12 protein-coding genes, 1 tRNA gene and 1 riboswitch are annotated in these 16,295 nt (G+C 74.6%); of the genes, 4 read left to right on the top strand and 9 right to left on the bottom strand.

Features of this window, described 5'->3' with window-relative positions; translation table 11 throughout:
- Nucleotides 1-7 precede the first annotated feature (7 nt).
- Nucleotides 8-1,159, bottom strand: a complete 1,152-nt coding sequence (locus CELF_RS05980) for an LLM class flavin-dependent oxidoreductase (protein ID WP_013770350.1) — start codon at nt 1,157-1,159, stop codon at nt 8-10.
- A gap of 304 nt (nt 1,160-1,463) precedes the next feature.
- A riboswitch (SAM riboswitch) is annotated at nt 1,464-1,571 on the bottom strand.
- 282 nt (nt 1,572-1,853) lie between these two features.
- Between CELF_RS05980 and CELF_RS20360 the strand changes: the two genes are divergently transcribed.
- The 3 genes from CELF_RS20360 to gtfA all read left to right on the top strand — a co-directional run bounded on the left by CELF_RS20360 (nt 1,854) and on the right by gtfA (nt 3,883).
- Nucleotides 1,854-2,009 carry a hypothetical protein gene (locus CELF_RS20360; RefSeq protein WP_013770349.1) on the top strand — a complete coding sequence of 52 codons (156 nt, stop codon included), beginning with the start codon at nt 1,854-1,856 and terminating at the stop codon, nt 2,007-2,009.
- Nucleotides 2,010-2,040: 31 nt separating this feature from the next.
- Nucleotides 2,041-2,235: a CsbD family protein gene (locus CELF_RS05975; RefSeq protein ID WP_013770348.1), complete on the top strand. Its 195-nt coding sequence runs from the start codon at nt 2,041-2,043 to the stop codon at nt 2,233-2,235.
- Between the two features lie 106 nt (nt 2,236-2,341).
- Nucleotides 2,342-3,883 (top strand): sucrose phosphorylase, encoded by a 1,542-nt coding sequence (gene gtfA, locus CELF_RS05970; RefSeq protein WP_013770347.1) that lies wholly within the window; start codon nt 2,342-2,344, stop codon nt 3,881-3,883.
- 50 nt (nt 3,884-3,933) lie between these two features.
- Here the strand turns inward: gtfA and CELF_RS05965 are convergent, their stop codons facing one another.
- From CELF_RS05965 to CELF_RS05940, 6 genes are all read right to left on the bottom strand, one after another.
- On the bottom strand, nt 3,934-4,887 hold the full coding sequence (locus tag CELF_RS05965) for a DNA polymerase domain-containing protein (RefSeq protein ID WP_013770346.1): 954 nt from the start codon (nt 4,885-4,887) through the stop codon (nt 3,934-3,936).
- Nucleotides 4,888-4,984: 97 nt separating this feature from the next.
- Nucleotides 4,985-6,181, bottom strand: a complete 1,197-nt coding sequence (locus tag CELF_RS05960) for a TIGR04053 family radical SAM/SPASM domain-containing protein (protein ID WP_013770345.1) — start codon at nt 6,179-6,181, stop codon at nt 4,985-4,987.
- A 114-nt stretch (nt 6,182-6,295) separates the two neighbouring features.
- Nucleotides 6,296-7,912 carry a methyl-accepting chemotaxis protein gene (locus CELF_RS05955; RefSeq protein WP_013770344.1) on the bottom strand — a complete coding sequence of 539 codons (1,617 nt, stop codon included), beginning with the start codon at nt 7,910-7,912 and terminating at the stop codon, nt 6,296-6,298.
- Between the two features lie 178 nt (nt 7,913-8,090).
- Nucleotides 8,091-9,656: a methyl-accepting chemotaxis protein gene (locus CELF_RS05950; RefSeq protein ID WP_232014311.1), complete on the bottom strand. Its 1,566-nt coding sequence runs from the start codon at nt 9,654-9,656 to the stop codon at nt 8,091-8,093.
- Nucleotides 9,657-10,008: 352 nt separating this feature from the next.
- Nucleotides 10,009-10,082, bottom strand: a tRNA-Met gene (locus CELF_RS05945).
- A gap of 195 nt (nt 10,083-10,277) precedes the next feature.
- On the bottom strand, nt 10,278-13,265 hold the full coding sequence (locus CELF_RS05940) for a UPF0182 family membrane protein (RefSeq protein ID WP_041553875.1): 2,988 nt from the start codon (nt 13,263-13,265) through the stop codon (nt 10,278-10,280).
- Between the two features lie 137 nt (nt 13,266-13,402).
- Between CELF_RS05940 and CELF_RS05935 the strand changes: the two genes are divergently transcribed.
- On the top strand, nt 13,403-13,960 hold the full coding sequence (locus CELF_RS05935; protein WP_013770341.1) for a PPA1309 family protein: 558 nt from the start codon (nt 13,403-13,405) through the stop codon (nt 13,958-13,960).
- Between the two features lie 91 nt (nt 13,961-14,051).
- Here the strand turns inward: CELF_RS05935 and CELF_RS05930 are convergent, their stop codons facing one another.
- Nucleotides 14,052-15,182: a YlbL family protein gene (locus CELF_RS05930; RefSeq protein ID WP_013770340.1), complete on the bottom strand. Its 1,131-nt coding sequence runs from the start codon at nt 15,180-15,182 to the stop codon at nt 14,052-14,054.
- Between the two features lie 29 nt (nt 15,183-15,211).
- Nucleotides 15,212-16,273: an NAD-dependent epimerase/dehydratase family protein gene (locus tag CELF_RS05925; RefSeq protein WP_083835694.1), complete on the bottom strand. Its 1,062-nt coding sequence runs from the start codon at nt 16,271-16,273 to the stop codon at nt 15,212-15,214.
- Nucleotides 16,274-16,295: the final 22 nt, after the last annotated feature.

Raw genomic sequence — 16,295 nt, 5'->3', positions numbered from 1 at the left:
GCGCGGCTCAGGCGATCGCGGAGGCGTAGCGGGAGGCGGGGCGCGCGAGCCCGAGGGTGTCGCGCAGCGTCGTGCCGGGGTAGGTGTCGCGGAACGCTCCCGCGGCGCGCAGCAGCGGGACCACCTCGTCGGCGATGCCGTCGACGTCGGTGTGCAGCGCGGCAGGCCGCAGCACGAACCCGTCGACCGCGCCCGTGACCGTCCAGTCCTCGACGGTCGCCGCGAGCTCCGCGGCCGTCCCGACGTGCGCGTACCCGTCGGGTCGGCGTGCGTCGCCGGCGAGCGCGTCGAGCAGGGCCAGGCGCTCGCGTGCCGCGGCGGCGGTCCCGCCCAGCACGACGAGCACGTCCGCGAGGACCCGGATCTCGTCGGGGTCGCGCCCGACGGCCGCGGCGGCGGCCCGGATCTCGGCGCGCTGCACGGCGGCGTCCGCGCGGTCGGTCACGGCGATCCGGACGACGTCCGCCTGGTGCGCGGCGAAGGCACGCGCGGGCGACGAGGTCGCACGCACGACGACGGGCGGCTGGCCCTGCGGCGAGCGCGGTGTGATCGACGACCCGCGCACGACGAACCGGACGCCCTCGTGGTCGATCCGGTGGATCTTGTCGCGGTCGACGAACCGGCCGGTCGCGACGTCGCGGATCTCCGCGTCGTCCTCCCAGCTGTCCCAGAGCTTGCGCACGACGTCGACGGCCTCGTCGGCCTCGGCGACCGCGTCGGCCTCGTCCTGCACCTGCTTGCGTCCGAAGGCCGCGGTGACCTGCGGCGACGTCGACCAGGCGACCTGCCAGGCGGCGCGCCCGTGGCTGACGTGGTCGATCGTCTGCAGCGCCTTGGCGACGTGGAACGGCTCGGTGTGCGTGGTGTCGACCGTCGCGACCAGCCCGATGCCCGCGCTGCGGGGGGCGAGCCGCGCCGAGACGAGGGCCGCGTCGAGCCGCCCCCGCAACGTGGTGTTGCGGCTCGTGTGGAGCGCGAACGCGTCGTCGAACAGGACGAAGTCGAGCGTCGCGCGCTGCGCGGTGTCGACGAGCTCGCGCAGCCGCTCGGGGTCGAAGAGCCGGTGCGGCTCCGACCCGGACGTGCGCCACGCCTCGGGGTGCGGGCCGGCGTCGGAGAGGTCGAGGCCGAGGTGGGTGCTGCGGGGAGAGACGGTCATGGGGGTGCCATCCGTTTCGGGGTGCGCGGCGGTGCGGACGCGCGGGTGCGCGCCCGGACCGGGGCGTGGCGGGTGCGTGGGACGGGTGCGGCAGGGGCCGCGACGGCGCGTCAGCGCTCGGGCTGCGCGGGAGCCTGTGCCTGTGCGGGGGGCCGGTGGCCGGCCGGCGACGGTGTCGTCGGGGTGCTCAGCGGGCGCGACAGGAGGGCGTGCAGGGGCGACAGCGACACGTGAGGCCGGCTGCGTGCCGGGGTGCTCGCCCGCTGCTCATCGCTCTCTCCTCACGGCAGGCCCTGGGCCTGCGTCCGCGCCGTTGCCGTGGGGTCCACGGCCTGGTCGTCACCCGGGGCACCCCGCCGCGCGGGAGGGTTGCCGTCCAGCGAGCCGGGGCTTGGTGCTGGAGCTCATGACCCCGGACCCGTCGGACCCCGGTGCCGAGAACAGTAGAAAACCCGACTGGATCGGTCAACTATCTGCCGGGCGCGGCTCACATCGTGGACAGCGGTGTCCACCGCGCACGCCGGAGCCGGCCGGCACCCGTGCGGACGGCGATCCGAATACCACCCGCCCGCGCCCCTCGCCCGACATGCGAGACGCCCCTTGCGGCAGGACGATGTCGTGTGGTGACCGAAGAACCCTGGTCACCGGGTCAGGTCGGTGGTCACGAGGCCGCCGAGTCGAGAGAGGCAGTCCGATGGCTCTGTGGCTCATCCTCATCATCGCCGGCGTCGTCATGATCGTCCTCGGCGTCGCCGTCGAAGCCGCGCAGGTCCTCCTCTGGATCGGCGTCATCCTGCTCGTCGTCAGCCTCATCGGCTGGCTCGTCGGGCGCGGACGACGCGCCGTCTGACCCGACCGCCACGACCGGAGAGGAGCCCACCATGGGTCTCGACGACAAGATCGAGCACGCCGCCGAAGAGGCGAAGGGCAAGGTCAAGGAGGGCGTCGGACGCGCGACGGACGACGAGCGCCTCGAGGCCGAGGGCCGCGGCGACCAGGCGTCGGCCAACGTCAAGCAGGCCGGCGACAAGGCCGCCGACGCCGTCGACGACGTCAAGGACGCCTTCAAGAAGTAGCAGCCGCTCGGCGGGGCCCGGCCTGGGACACCGGACCGGGCCCCGCCGCGGACCGCCCGCCCACAGCCCGGCGGGGCTCCCCGGACGCGTCAGAGAGGACGCCGACGTGGCGACGCGCAACGCCGTGCAGCTCATCACCTACGCCGACCGGCTCGGCGGCGACCTCCCCGGCCTCGCGCGGCTGCTGCGCTCCGAGCCGTTCGCAGGCGCGTTCGGCGGGGTGCACGTCCTGCCGTTCTTCACGCCCTACGACGGCGCCGACGCCGGCTTCGACCCCGTCGACCACACCGCCGTCGACCCGCGGCTCGGCACGTGGGAGGACGTCCGGGACCTCGCGCGCACGCACGACGTCGTGGTCGACCTCATCGTCAACCACGTGTCGGCGCAGTCCGCCGCGTTCCTCGACGTGCGGGCGCGCGGCGACGCGTCGCCCTTCGCGCCGATGTTCCTCACGCTGTCGTCGGTGTTCCCCGACGGCGCCCGCGAGGAGAACCTCGCCCGGATCTACCGCCCGCGTCCTGGCCTGCCGTTCACGGCGCTGCGGCTCGGCGACCGGCTGCGGTACGTGTGGACGACGTTCACGCCGCAGCAGGTGGACGTCGACGTCCGTTCCGAGGCAGGCCGCGCCTACCTGACGTCGATCCTCGACGCCGTCGCCGCCGCGGGCGTCGGGCTCGTGCGCCTCGACGCCGTCGGGTACGCCGTCAAGACGCCCGGCACGACGTGCTTCATGACGCGCGAGACGTTCGCCTTCATCGAGGACTTCACCGCGCAGGCGCGCGCCCGCGGCGTCGACGTGCTCGTCGAGGTGCACTCCTACTACCGGCGCCAGGTCGAGATCGGGCGCGCCGTCGACCTCGTCTACGACTTCGCCCTCCCCCCGCTCGTGCTGCACGCGCTGTACGCGGGCGACGGAACCGCGCTGGCCGGCTGGCTGCGCGACCGCCCCCGCAACGCGGTCACGGTGCTGGACACGCACGACGGCATCGGCGTCATCGACGTCGGCCCGGACCAGACGGTCGAGCCGGGCGACGAGCCGCGTCCCGGGCTGCTGACGCCCGAGCAGGTCGACGCGCTCGTCGCGGGAATCCACGCCCGCACGGGCGGGGCCTCCGCGCAGGCGACCGGTGCGGCCGCGTCCAACCTCGACCTCTACCAGGTCAACTCGACGTTCTACGACGCGCTCGGCCGCGACGACCACCGCTATCTCGCCGCGCGCGCCGTGCAGCTCTTCACGCCGGGGATCCCGCAGGTCTACTACGTCGGCGCGCTCGCCGGCGGCAACGACGTCGACCTGCTCGCGCGGACGGGCGTCGGCCGGGACGTCAACCGGCACCACTACACCGCGCAGGAGATCGCCGCCGACCTCGCCCGGCCCGTCGTGCGCGCGCTGCTCGGGCTGTGCCGGTTCCGGAACACCCACCCGGCGTTCGACGGTGACGTCGAGGTGACGCTCGACGGGCCCGTCCTCACGCTCGTGCGCCGCGGCGTCGCGCACCCGGGAGCGTCGGCGACGCTCGTCGTCGACCTCTCCACGGGTGCCGCACGCGTGGACTGGGACGGGCCGCACGGGCGCGGCCGGACGGAGGACCTGCTCCACGCCCCGCTCGACGCCGTGGGCACCGGGGCGGCGGGCGCCGGTTCCTAGCCGGGCGCGTCACCGGGCGGTCCTCGCCGCCGCCCACGCCCCTGTGCAGGTCAGCCGAGGCGCGGGAGCACCTGGTCCTCGTCGAGGACCACACGGAACGGGTCGCCGCGCTCCGCGAGCCGGTCCAGCACGGTGCGGACCGTGAACGCGTCCGGGCGCAGCCACGGCGCGTCGAGCTCGTCCCACGTGATCGGGGCCGACACCGGCGCCCCGGCGGCGGCCCGCGGGCTGTAGGGCGCGACGAGGGTCTTGTTGATCGCGTTCTGCGTGTAGTCCAGCCGCGCCTGGCCGCCACGCTCCCGCACCTCCCAGCGCCAGCTCACGAGCTCCGGGACCACGGCGCCGACCGTGCGCGACAGACGCTCGACCCACGCTCGCGTCTCCGCGAAGTCGGGGCCCGCCGCCACCGGCACCCACACCTGGACGCCTCGACGCCCGGTGAGCTTGGGCGCCGCGCGGACGCCGAGGTGCGCGAACGCGTCGCGGTGGAGCCGGGCGAGCACGAGCACCTCGTCCCACGTGGTCGAGCCGCCCGGGTCGATGTCGACCAGCGCGTACGTCGGGCGGTGCGGGTCGGACGTGCGCGACGTCCACGCGTGCCACTCGAGAGCGCCGAAGTTGGCCGCCCACACGAGCGCCGCCGGCTCGTCGACGACCAGGTACGTCGTCGTCTCCCCGTCGTCGGCCTCCGGGTTGTCCCAGCGCGGCAGCCAGTCCGGCGCATGGGACGGCACCTGCTTGTGCCAGAAGCCGGGCCGGTCGGCGCCCTCGGGGTACCGGTGCAGGTTGAGCGCCCGCCCGCGCAGGTACGGCAGGACGACGGGCGCGATGCGCGCCGCGTACGCCAGCAGCTCACGCTTGGTGACGGGCGCCTCCCCCGGCCGGCCCGGGAACAGCACCTTGTCGAGGTTCGTGACCTTGAGCCGGCGGCCGTGCACCTCCCACGTCCCGCCCCGACCGAGCTCCGCCAGCGCGTCGAGCGCCGTCTCGTCCTGCTCGCCCACCGCTCACCCCACGGTCCGCGTCGTCCGCCGGCGCTGCCCCCGGCCCCACCAGCCTGGACGACCGTGCGCAGTGCCGCGCGACGAGCCGCGCGGGAGGTCAGCCGACGAGGACGCCCCGGCCGGGCTCCCACGCGCAGCTCGGGTCCTCCGCGAGGAGGTCACCCGTGCGCGCGTACGCCTGCGAGCGCGACCCGCCGCACACGCCCAGGAACTCGCAGCGCCCGCAGCGGCCGCCGAGCGCGCCGGGGTCGCGCAGCGACGTCAGGACGGGCGAGGTGCGGTAGACGTGCGAGAAGGGCGCCTGCCGGACCGACCCCGCGACCATCGGGAGGAACCCGCTCGGGTAGACGTCGCCCACGTGGTCCACGAACGCGAACCCGCGGCCCGAGCCGACGTCCATCGGGGGCCGCGGGGGCCGCCGCGGGAAGTCGCCGCCCGCGAGCGCGACCGCGGTGTCCCGGCGCAGCCGCTCACGCAGCGCGCCGGCGGGGAACGCCGCGGCCGGGTCGGCGACCGACGCGCGCTGCACCGCGATCCGCCGGTAGTGAGCCGCCTCCGTGGCCTTGACCGCGACCAGGTCGGAGACCTCGTGCAGCCAGTGCAGGACGTCCTCCTCGTCCTGCGCCGACAGGGCGCCGAGCGTCTGCCCACGGCCCGTCGGGACGAGGAAGAACACGCTCCACAGCGCGGCGCCGGCGTCGAGCACGCGCCGCAGGACCCACGGCAGCTCGTGCACCGTCCCCGCCGTGACGGTCGTGTTCACCTGGAGCCGGATCCCCGCGGACCGCACGGCCTCCATCGCGGTGAGCGTCGCGTCGTAGACGCCCGGCACCCCGCGGAAGGCGTCGTGCGTCTCGGCCTGCGCGCCGTCGAGCGACACCGACACCGCCTTCGCGCCCGCGTCCCGCAGCTCGAGCAGCACGTCCCGTGTCAGCCGCGGCGTGACCGAGGGGGCGAGCGCGACGCTGAGCCCGATCGACGTGCCGTACGCGACGAGCTCGGTGAGGTCGGGCCGCTCGAACGGGTCGCCGCCGGTGAGCACGAGCAGCGGCCGCGGTGCCCCGAACGACGCCAGGTCGTCCATGAGCCGCTTGCCGTCGTCGGTGTCGAGCTCGCGCGGGTCACGGCGCGGGATCGCGTCGGCCCGGCAGTGCCGGCACGCCAGCGCGCACGCCCGCGTGACCTCCCAGATGACGAGGAACGGCCGGTCGGACACGTCGTGGTGCAGCACCCGCACCGGGCGCCCGCGCGCCCCCGTGCCCGCGACCGGTCCTGCTCCCCGCACCTCGTCCACGCGCGCCCCCTCGTCCGTGCCGTCCCGGCCAGCACCCACCGGCCCCGCCACGCTAGGCAGCCCGCACGTACCGGTCCGGGACCTACGTCCCGCCGGGACCCGGCCGCGGGCGGATCAGTACGTGAACGCCGCGACGCGCGTCTGCAGGTCCTGCGCCATCCCCGACAGCTCGCGGATCGAGGACTCCATCTGGCTGAGCACCTCGGTCGTGGACTGCGCGGCGGTCGCCACGCCCGTGATGTTCGCCGCGATCTCCGTGGCGCCCGAGGCCACCTCGACCACGCCGCGGGACATCTCGTTCGTCGTCGCCGTCTGCTCCTCGACCGCGGACGCGATCGTCAGCTGGTAGTCGTTGATCTGCGCGACGATGTCCGCGATCTGCCCGATCGCCGCGACGGCGTCCTCGGTGTCCGCCTGGATCGCCTCGACGCGCCGGGCGATGTCGTCCGTCGCGTTCGCCGTCTCCTGCGCGAGGTCCTTCACCTCGCCGGCCACGACGGCGAACCCCTTGCCTGCCTCCCCGGCACGCGCCGCCTCGATCGTCGCGTTGAGCGCGAGGAGGTTGGTCTGGGCCGCGATCGACGTGATGACCTTGACGACGTCACCGATCTCGCGCGAGCTCGTGCCGAGCTTCGCGACGGTGTCGTTCGTGCGTGCGGCGACCGTCGTGGCCTGCTCCGCGACCTTCGCGGCGTCGTTGGCGTTCTCCGCGATCGCGCGGATGGACGCGCCCATCTCCTCGGCACCCGCGGCGATGACCTGGACGTTCCGGCTGACCTGGTCGGCCGCCGCCGCGACGACACCCGCCTGCGCCGACGTCTCCTCCGCCCCGGCGGCCACCTGGGCGCCTGCGGCCGACATCTGCTCGGAGGCCGCCGCGACCGTGCTCGACGCCTCGTTGACGCCGGCCAGGGTGCTGCGCAGCGCGTCCTGCGCCCGCGTGAGGGCCGACGCCATCTCGCCGATCTCGTCGCCGGAGCTCACGGTGGTGGCGACCGTCAGGTCGCCGCCCGCGAGCGCGTCGACGCTGCGCCGCACGTCCTGCACCGCACGCCGCACGCTCGCCGCGAGCACCAGGCCGAGCGCGACGGCCACGACGATGCCGGCGCCCGCGACGGCGGTCATCGTCAGGCGTGCGCGAGCCGCCTCCGCCTCGGCCTGCTGCTGCCGCTCGACGACGGCCTCGTCGACGTGCGTGCCCAGCGCGGCGAGCGACTCGACGAGCGCGGCCCCGACGTCCGCCATCGCCCCTCGCTCCTGGGCCCACGTCTCACGGTCGTCCGCCATGGCGGGCGGCAGGACCTTGGCGTCGACACCGGCGCGGTACTCGCCGTAGACGGCGAGGAACTCGTCCCACTCGGGCGGCAGGTCGCCGTACGTGGTGCGGAACACGTCCGCGAACGCGTCGGCCTCGGTGTCGAACGCGCCGTAGGCCGCCTGCACCGCGTCGTACTGCTTCTGCTTGTCGGCCGCCGCGGGGTACGCGGGGACGCTCGTCACGGTGATGCGGACGGTCCACAGCGCGTTCGTCAGCGTCGCCAGCCCGGTCGTGACCTCCTCGACCGCCCGCGAGTCCTCGACGGCCTCGTCGGCCAGCGACGACAGCACGACGATCCCGTACCCGCCCACGAGGACGAGCACGGCGGTGAGGACGCCCACGAGGCCGAGGATCTTGGTGCGGATCGAACGGTCCGCGACGACACGGGCGCGCGGGTGGGTGCTGGCGGGCATGGCGGGGGGCCTCCTCGGTCGCGACGGCACCGGGGGTGTCTTCCCGGCAGCCTCCTGATCGGCTCGCGCACCGGACGTGTGACGGGACCCGCCGGGTGGTCCTGCGCAGAAGCGCCCGTTCGCCGAGGTGGTTGCCGGGCGCACCCGTCACGGTGCGCCCGGCGACACCCTCGGGACGTCAGACGGTGAACCGTCCGACGAGCGCCTGCAGCGAGGTCGACATGCGCGCGAGCTGCGCGACGGCGTCCTGCGACTGCGTGACCCCCTGCGTGGTGAGCTCGGCCGCGTCCGCCACGCCGGCGATGGTGGCCGCGATCTCGCCGGACCCGGTCGCGGCCTCGACGACGTTGCGGCTCATCTCCGACGTCGTGGACGTCTGCTCCTCCACCGCGGACGCGATGGTCAGCTGGTAGCCGCTGATCGCCCGGATGACCTCGTCGATCTCGTGGATCGCCGCGACGGCGCCGTCGGCGTCCTCCTGGATCGCCTCGACGCGACGCGCGATGTCCTCGGTCGCCTTGGCGGTCTCGGTCGCCAGCTCCTTGACCTCGCCGGCGACGACCGCGAAGCCCTTGCCCGCCTCGCCGGCGCGCGCCGCCTCGATGGTCGCGTTGAGGGCCAGCAGGTTCGTCTGGGCGGCGATCGACGTGATGAGCTTGACGACGTTGCCGATCTCCTTGCTCGACTCACCGAGGCGCCCCATGGCGTCGCCGGTGGTCGCGACGCTCGCCACGGCCTGCTGGGCGACGTCGGCGGCGCGCGTCGCGTTGAGCGAGATCTCCTTGATGGAGGCGCCCATCTGCTCCGAGCCCGCCGCGACCGTCTGGACGTTGCGGGAGACCTGCTCGGCGGCGGCCGAGACGGCACCGGCCTGCGCCGACGACTCCTGCGCCGTGGACGCGATCTGCGACGTGGTCGCCGACATCTGCTCGGCGGCCGACGCCAGCGACGTCGACGACTCCTCGATGGTGCCGACCATGCCGCGCAGCACGCCCACGGCCGCGTCGAGGGAGGCACCCATCCGACCGACCTCGTCGCGCGACGTCAGCCCCGCGGTCACGGTGAGGTCGCCCGCCTCGAGCGCGTCCGTGACCCGCCGCACGTGGTCCAGCCCGCGCACGATCCCGCGCGACACCGCGAGCCCGAGCCCGAGCGCGACGAGCGACCCGAGCACCAGGAGCGCGACGACCTGCAGCCGGCTCGCGCGGTAGTCACGCGCCGCGGTCGCCGCCGCATCGCGCGCGCCCTCCTTCTCGGACTCCACGAGGCCGGTGGCGGCCTCGGTCATCGCGTCGATCGACGGCTGTGCCAGCTCGTCGCGCGCGGCCGTGAACTCCGCGACGGCGTTGCGGCGGCTGAGCGGCAGCAGCTCGTCGTCCCGGATCCCGACGTACTCGTCGAGCCCCGCGGTGAACGCGGCCAGCATCTCCTCCTGCTCGGGCGTCATGGGGATCTGGCGGTAGTCCTCGACCGCGGCCCGCACCTCGTCCTCGCTGGCGGCGATCGTGTCCTCGACGGCCCGCTTGCCCGCCTCGTCGGCCGTGATCGCGTGGTTCGCGACGGACAGGCGCATCTGGATCATCGCGCGCCGCATCACGGCGGCGTGCTCGAGGCCGGCGAAGTTCTTCTCGTACATCCGGGTGGTCGCGGCGTTCGTCGACGCGAGCGCGGAGACCCCGAGCGCCCCGACGGTCACGCCGACGAGGACCGCGACGACGACCGCCGTCACGACCCGCGCGTTCACCCCCCGGTCGTGGAACCAGGACACGATCGGTACCCGTCTCGGCGCAGCCTCCATCACGGAGCCCCCTGTCTCGCTCGGGGCACCCTCCGTGAGCACCCTGCGCCGGATCGATCGGCCGGGGCAACCGAACGGGGATAGGACCTAGGTCGCCACCTGCACCGCCGTCAGCGCACCGGCGACTCCGTCGCCCGCCTGACCTCGGGGGTCGGGTCCTGCCGTCGACCGCCAGCTCGGCCGGTCGCGGAGCAGCACGCGGCGAGCCCCCGTCGCGCTCGCGTGCAGACGGGCGGCTCCAGACCATAGCGCGAACGACGAAGGCCCGGACCGTCTGGTCCGGGCCTTCGTCTTCTTGTAGCGGGGGCAGGATTTGAACCTGCGACCTCTGGGTTATGAGCCCAGCGAGCTACCGAGCTGCTCCACCCCGCGTCGGCTTGATTACCTTACGTCACCCGCCGGACCAGACCAAATCGGCGAACGTCCCACCCGGCTCGCCGGGCCGCCGACGCGCCGCGACCGCCCAGGTCAGGGGCACGCGCGGCAGACGAGTGGTCCTCGTCACGGCCGCGGGCCGGGCGCCACGGGTTCCCGTGGTCACCCGGCCCGCCGACCGTTGCGGTGGGCTCAGCCGCCCGCGGCCTCCAGGTCGGCCTCGGCCTTGACGGCGTCCTCGACGGCCTGCGTGAGCCGGTCCTGGGCCTCGCCGTAGGCGGCGAAGTCACCGGTCTGCAGCGCGGCCTGGCTCTCCTGCAGCGCCTGCCGGGCCTGCTGGAGCGCCCGGTCGAGGGACGCACGCGCGGTCGCCTGGTCCGGCGGCACGCCGTCGGTCGGGGACTCGGTGGCCCCGTCGGTGGGTGCCGGGGTCGGCTCGCCGGGGGCGGGGGTCTCCCCCTCGCCGGGCGACGTGCCGGCGTCACCGGCGTCCGCCCCGGAGTCGCCGCCGAACACCTGGTCCAGCGCGCCGTCGAGGGTGTCGGAGAACCCGATGGAGTCGCCGAACGCGACGAGCACGCGCTGCAGCAGCGGGAACGCGGTGCCGGAGGCGGCCTGCACGTACACGGGCTGCACGTAGAGCAGACCGCCGCCGACGGGCAGCGTCAGCAGGTTGCCGCGGACCACCTGGGAGTCGCCGCGCGCCAGGATGTTGAGCTCGTTCGACACCGTCGGGTCGGCGTTGAAGTTGTTGTTCACCTGGCCGGGGCCGGGCACGGTCGAGTCGCGTGGCAGCTCCAGCAGGCGCAGCTTGCCGTAGTCCTCGGACGGCTTGCCGGCCTCGCTGCCCGCCTCGGCGTCGACCGCGAGGTAGCCCGTGAGGACCTCACGCGCCCCCGAGCCGCCCGGGATGAACGTCGACATGAGCGAGAACCGTGCCTGCTCCTGGTCGGGCATCCGCAGCGTCAGGTAGTACGGCGGCTGCGCGACGTTGACGTTCGGGTGCGTCGGGTCGACCGGGTTGGCCCAGAAGTCGTTGCCGGAGAAGAACTGGTTCGCGTCCTCGACGTGGTAGCGCGTGAGCAGGGCACGCTGCACCTTGAACAGGTCCTCGGGGTAGCGCAGGTGGCTCATGAGCGGGCCGCTGATCTCGGACAGCGGCTGCAGCGAGGTCGGGAACACCTCGGACCAGGCGGCGAGCACCGGGTCCTCGGGGTCCCACGCGTACAGGTCGACCGAGCCGTCGTACGCGTCGACCGTGGCCTTCACCGAGTTGCGGATGTAGTTCACGGTCTTGGGCTGCAGGGCCTGGATGGTCTCGGTCGTCTCGGTCAGCGCGTCCCGCGTGGCGCTCTCGAGCGACCGGCCGGCCGAGTACGGGTACTGGTCGGACGTCGTGTAACCGTCGACGATCCACTTGACGCGCCCGTCGACGACCGCCGGGTACACGCGCCCGTCGAGCGTCAGGTACGGGGCCACCTTGGCGACGCGGTCGCGCGGGTTGCGGTCGTAGAGGATCTGCGAGACGTCGGTGACGCGGTTGGAGAACACGAGCTGCTCGTCGCCGAACTTCAGCGCGTACAGCAGCTTGTTCCACGGGTTGCCGATGCTCGGACCGGCGGACACGTCCTGGGTCGGGAAGCGCGTGAGCTCCTGGCCCGCGGCGTCGTCGGACGGGTAGTCGAACTCCCACCCGTCGCCGCTGGGCGCACCGACGATCGAGTACGTCGGCGCCTGCGGGCTGAAGTAGATCCGCGGCTCGTACTCGCCCATCGAGCCGCGCGACGGGATGCCGCCCTCCCAGAAGTCGGGGGCGCCCCGGCCGGCGGTCGTGTTGCCGTAGGCGGCGACGACGCCGAAGCCGTGCGTGTACACGGTGGTGTCGTTGGTCCAGTTGCGCTGCTGGTCGTCGAGCCCGTCGAGGTCGAGCTCGCGGACCGCGATGACCGTGTCGCGGCTCTCCCCCTCGACCTCGTACCGGTCAACCGACAGCGAGTCGGGGAAGTGGTAGAAGCCGCGGATCTGCTGCAGCTGCTTGAACGACGGGCTGACGACCTGCGGGTCGAGCAGACGCACCGACGCGGTCGTGTCCGCGTCGGCCCGCAGCGCGCCCGCCTCGGTGGTGACCTTGGCGTTGTACTCCGACGTCTGCACGTCCTCGAGCCCGTAGGCGGCGAGCGTCGCGTCGATGTTGCGCTGGATGTAGGGCGCCTCGCGGTCCTGCTGGTTCGGCTGGACCTGGAAGCGCTGGACGACGGCCGGGTAGATGCCGCCGACCGCGATCGCCGCGATGACCATGAGGCCGACGCCGATGGCGGGCAGCCGCCAGTTGCCGCGCACGGCCGTGACGAGGAACGTCACGGCGACGAAGATCGCGATGCCCGCGAGGATCGCCTTCGACGGGATGACGGCGTGCACGTCGGTGAACGCCGCGCCGTGGAACTTCTCGCCGGCCTTCGTGAGGATCGAGTAGCGGTCCAGCCAGTAGCTCGCCGCGATGAGCAGCATGAGCACGGCGCCGATGACCGACAGGTGCACGCGCGCCGCGCGGGTGGTGCGCGGCCCGCTCCCCCGGCCGCCGCCGACCCGCAGGCCGCCGTACAGGTACTGCGTCGCGATGCCGGCGATCGCCGCGAGGATCGTCACCGCCATGAGGAACGAGACGACGAACCGCAGGCCCGGCAGCGTGAACAGGTAGAACCCGAGGTCGATCCCGTACTGCGGGTCCTTCTCGCCGACCTCCTGCCCGTGCATCCACAGCTGCACGGTCGCCCACTGCTGCGACGCGGCGGCACCGGCGAACAGGCCGAGCACCGCGGGCCCGACGACCATGACGAGCCGGCGCAGCGGCTCGATCGCCTCGCGGTACTGGTCGAGGTTCGCCTGCTCGGGCGTCGAGGGCGCGTAGACGGGCCGCGACCGGTACCCGAAGGACAGGCTGCCTGCGACGGCGCCCGCCATCACGAGGAACCCGAGCACGAACAGGACGGCGCGCGTGCCCCACTCGGTGCCGAGCACCTGCAGGTAGCCGAGCTGGTCGAACCACAGGACCTCGGTCCACACCTGCGCCATGACCAGGACGAGGACGACGAGCACGCCGAGGACGACGAGCGTCGGGGCGAGCGCTCCGCGCCGGCGGCGGCCGGCTGGTCGTGGGCGGGGCGGGCTGGCGAAGGTCACGGAGGCGTCCTCGTCGTCGTCGGGCGGGTCGACCACGGTGTGCGCCGTGGCCGGCGGCTCGTGCACGCGCACGACCGCTCGCGGTGTGAACGTGCTGCTCGAGGCCCAGGTTCCCACACGGGTGCGACGATGGTCCGGTGACCCAGCCCTCCACCGCCCCGCACCCCGGACAGCAGGCTCTCGCGGACGCGGTCCGCGAGGTCGAGCACCACGTCGCCGCCGCCGGCTGGGACGGGCCGGTCCGGGTCTTCGCCCTGGTCAGGACGCAGGCCGCGCTCGCGACCGAGCCGGGTCTGGCCGACCAGCTCGCGGCCGACGTGCTCGCCGCGGCGCAGGCCGACGCGTGGCACCTCACGTCCGTCGAGCAGGAGGGGCTGCCGTCGGCCCCGGACCTGGAGTCGCTGCTCGCCGGGCTGTCGTGGCCGGACGCCGTCGACGGCGTCGCCGTGACCGTCGAGCGCGTCGTGCTGCCGCCCGCGGCCGAGGCCGAGATGCCCGCCGACGCGGACGCCGCGCTCGCCTACCTCATGTCCCACCCGGACCGCGCCGACGTGCGGCTGGCCGTGGGCGTGCTGCGCGACGGGCCGTCGTGGTGCGCGGTGCGCACGCGGGAGCACGACGCGGACGACCAGGTCGGCCAGGGACCGGACCTCGTGCCCGGCCTCGTCGCGGCCCTGCGCTCGACGCTGGAGTAGCGCCCGGCGGGCGCGCACGCCCTCGGGCCGGCACGTCGGCCGGTCCGAGCAGCCCGCCTGCCGCCCGCACGTCCGCGTGCCGGCCTGCGCGTCAGCCCTCCGACGGGCTCGCGGTGCCCGCGTCGGCCGTGCACGTCGGCAGGTCGCCGGCCTCGCCCGCCCCGATCGCCTCCATCGCCTCGCGCGCCTCGTGCAGGGTCGCGACGCGCACCACGCGCAGGCCGTCCGGCACGTGCCCGACGACCTCGTCGCAGTTGGCCGCGGGCGCCAGGAACCAGGCGGCCCCGTCCCGCCGCGCCCCCGCGAGCTTCTGCCGGATCCCGCCGATCGGCCCGACCTCGCCGGTGACGTCCATCGTCCCCGTGCCGGCGATGTGCTCGCCGTCGGCCTCGTCGGCCGCGGTGAGCTTGTCGACGATCCCGAGCGCGAACATGGTCCCTGCGCTCGGCCCGCCGATGTCGTCGATGCTGATCGTCACGTCGACGGGCATGTCGAACGTCGGGTCGATGAGCACGCCGATCTGCGCGCCCCCGCCCTCGCGCTCCGTGGTGACGACCGGCACGTCGACCGGCTGCCCGTGCCGGCGCACGGTGAGCGTGACGGTCTGACCGGGCTCGACGTCGGCCAGGTCGTCGACGAGCGTCTGGTAGTCGGGCAGCGGCGTCCCGTCGAACGCGACCAGGACGTCGTTCTCCTCGAGCTTGCCCTCGGCGTCGGTGCCCTCGACCGTGCCCGCCACGAGCAGCGTCGCCGGCACCTCGTAGCCCAGCTCGGTCAGGGCTGCGACCGTCGCGTCCTCCTGCGAGGACACCATCTCGGCCTCGTTGGACTCGTCGAGCTGCTCCTGCGACACGTCGGGCGGGTAGACCTGCTCGACCGGCAGGACGACGGACGACGCCTCGAACCAGCCCGTCAGGGCGCCGAGGATGCTCGTCGGGTAGCCGGGCCCGCCCGTGCTGGAGACCGTGGTCAGGCGCAGCTCGCCGGTCGAGTCGAACGTCTCCGCCCCGGACACCTGGATCATCGGCGTGCCGTCGAGCTCGCCGAGCACGTCCCGGGTCGGCCCCGGGCTGTTCACCGCGTACGGGGTCGGCAGCAGCACGAGCACCGCGAGGAGCGTCGCGGTGCCGAGCATGGCGGCGGTGAGCGTCATCGAGCGCGGCGCGAGCGGGCGCGGCTCCGGCAGGACGTCGTCGGACGACGGGTCGGGGGCGTCGAGCACCGACCGATCATCCCCTACCCGGCTGTGCGTCACCGACCGCGTCGTGCGCGCGCCTGCCGCCACACGGCGGCCGTCCCGATGAGCGCGACCGCGGCGCCGGCCGCACCGAGGGCCGCGGCGTCCCGCGACCCGACGCGCCGGCCCGCGACCGCGACCCGCCCCTGCACGCCCTCGAGCAGCACGTCGAGGCACTCGACGCTCGACCAGCGGGGCGTCCAGCCCGCCGCGAGCAGCCGGTCGGAGGCGACGGTCCACGGGTAGACGACGAACGCCAGCTCCGACGCCGGCGCGGGCAGCACCCCGACGCGGTGCAGCCGCTCGGCGGTGCCGAACGCGGTCGTCGCCGCGAGCTCGACCCGCCGCATGCCGGCCGCGGCCTCGACCTGCGACGGCGAGAGCACGTCGGTGGAACCGACCGTGAGCGCACCGGTCAGGCCGTGCTCGACGGCGAACCGCGCGGCCGACGCGACGTCCTCGACGTGCGCGAACTGCCACTGCCGCACCGCACCCCGCACGGTGAGCAGCCGCGGCGCCTCGAAGTGCCGCGTCACGAACGTGTCCACGCCCGCACCGGCGAGCGCCGCGGGCCGCAGCACCGTGAGCAGCGGCGACCGCCGGCGCCCGGCGCGGGCCAGCACCGCCTCGACCGCGACGAGCTCGCCGACGAGCCCGTCGTGCGGCGCGTCGGCACCGCGCGCCACCGGGTCGGCGTCGTGGATGACCGGGCGGTCGCGCCACGCCCCGTGCACGGCCGCCGACCCGACGACGACGACGTGCCGGGCCCCGGCCGAGCGCGCCGCCGCGAGCGCGCGCTGCGCCCGGGCCACCGCGCTCGCCTGCCGGTCCCGCGCCGCCGGCCCGTCGGCCGCCCCCAGGTCGCCGCGGTGCGCAACCACCAGCACGACGTCCGGGCTGCCCAGCGCCTCGTGCGGGTCGTGCTCGGGCAGCTCGTCGACCAGGCGTGCCGTCGGCCACGCCGCGCACAGCGCGTCCGCGACGGGCCCGCCCCCGAGCACGACGACGTCGTCCTCGTGGCGCCGACCGTCCGGAGCCGGGGCGCCCGTGCGCCCTGAGCGAACCTGCCCGCCCACCGTCCCTCGTTCCTGCGCTGCG

The organism is Cellulomonas fimi ATCC 484 (assembly GCF_000212695.1).
GTDB classification, from domain to species: Bacteria; Actinomycetota; Actinomycetes; order Actinomycetales; family Cellulomonadaceae; genus Cellulomonas; species Cellulomonas fimi.
This window is presented reverse-complemented; position numbering and strand designations above follow the sequence as displayed.

What these genes read in the sequence shown, in the direction of transcription:
- CELF_RS05975 (WP_013770348.1), top strand. Translation starts at nt 2,041, where the DNA reads ATGGGTCTCGACGACAAGATCGAGCACGCCGCCGAAGAGGCGAAGGGC.
- CELF_RS05980 (WP_013770350.1), bottom strand. Translation starts at nt 1,159, where the DNA reads ATGACCGTCTCTCCCCGCAGCACCCACCTCGGCCTCGACCTCTCCGAC.
- CELF_RS20360 (WP_013770349.1), top strand. Translation starts at nt 1,854, where the DNA reads ATGGCTCTGTGGCTCATCCTCATCATCGCCGGCGTCGTCATGATCGTC.
- CELF_RS05955 (WP_013770344.1), bottom strand. Translation starts at nt 7,912, where the DNA reads ATGCCCGCCAGCACCCACCCGCGCGCCCGTGTCGTCGCGGACCGTTCG.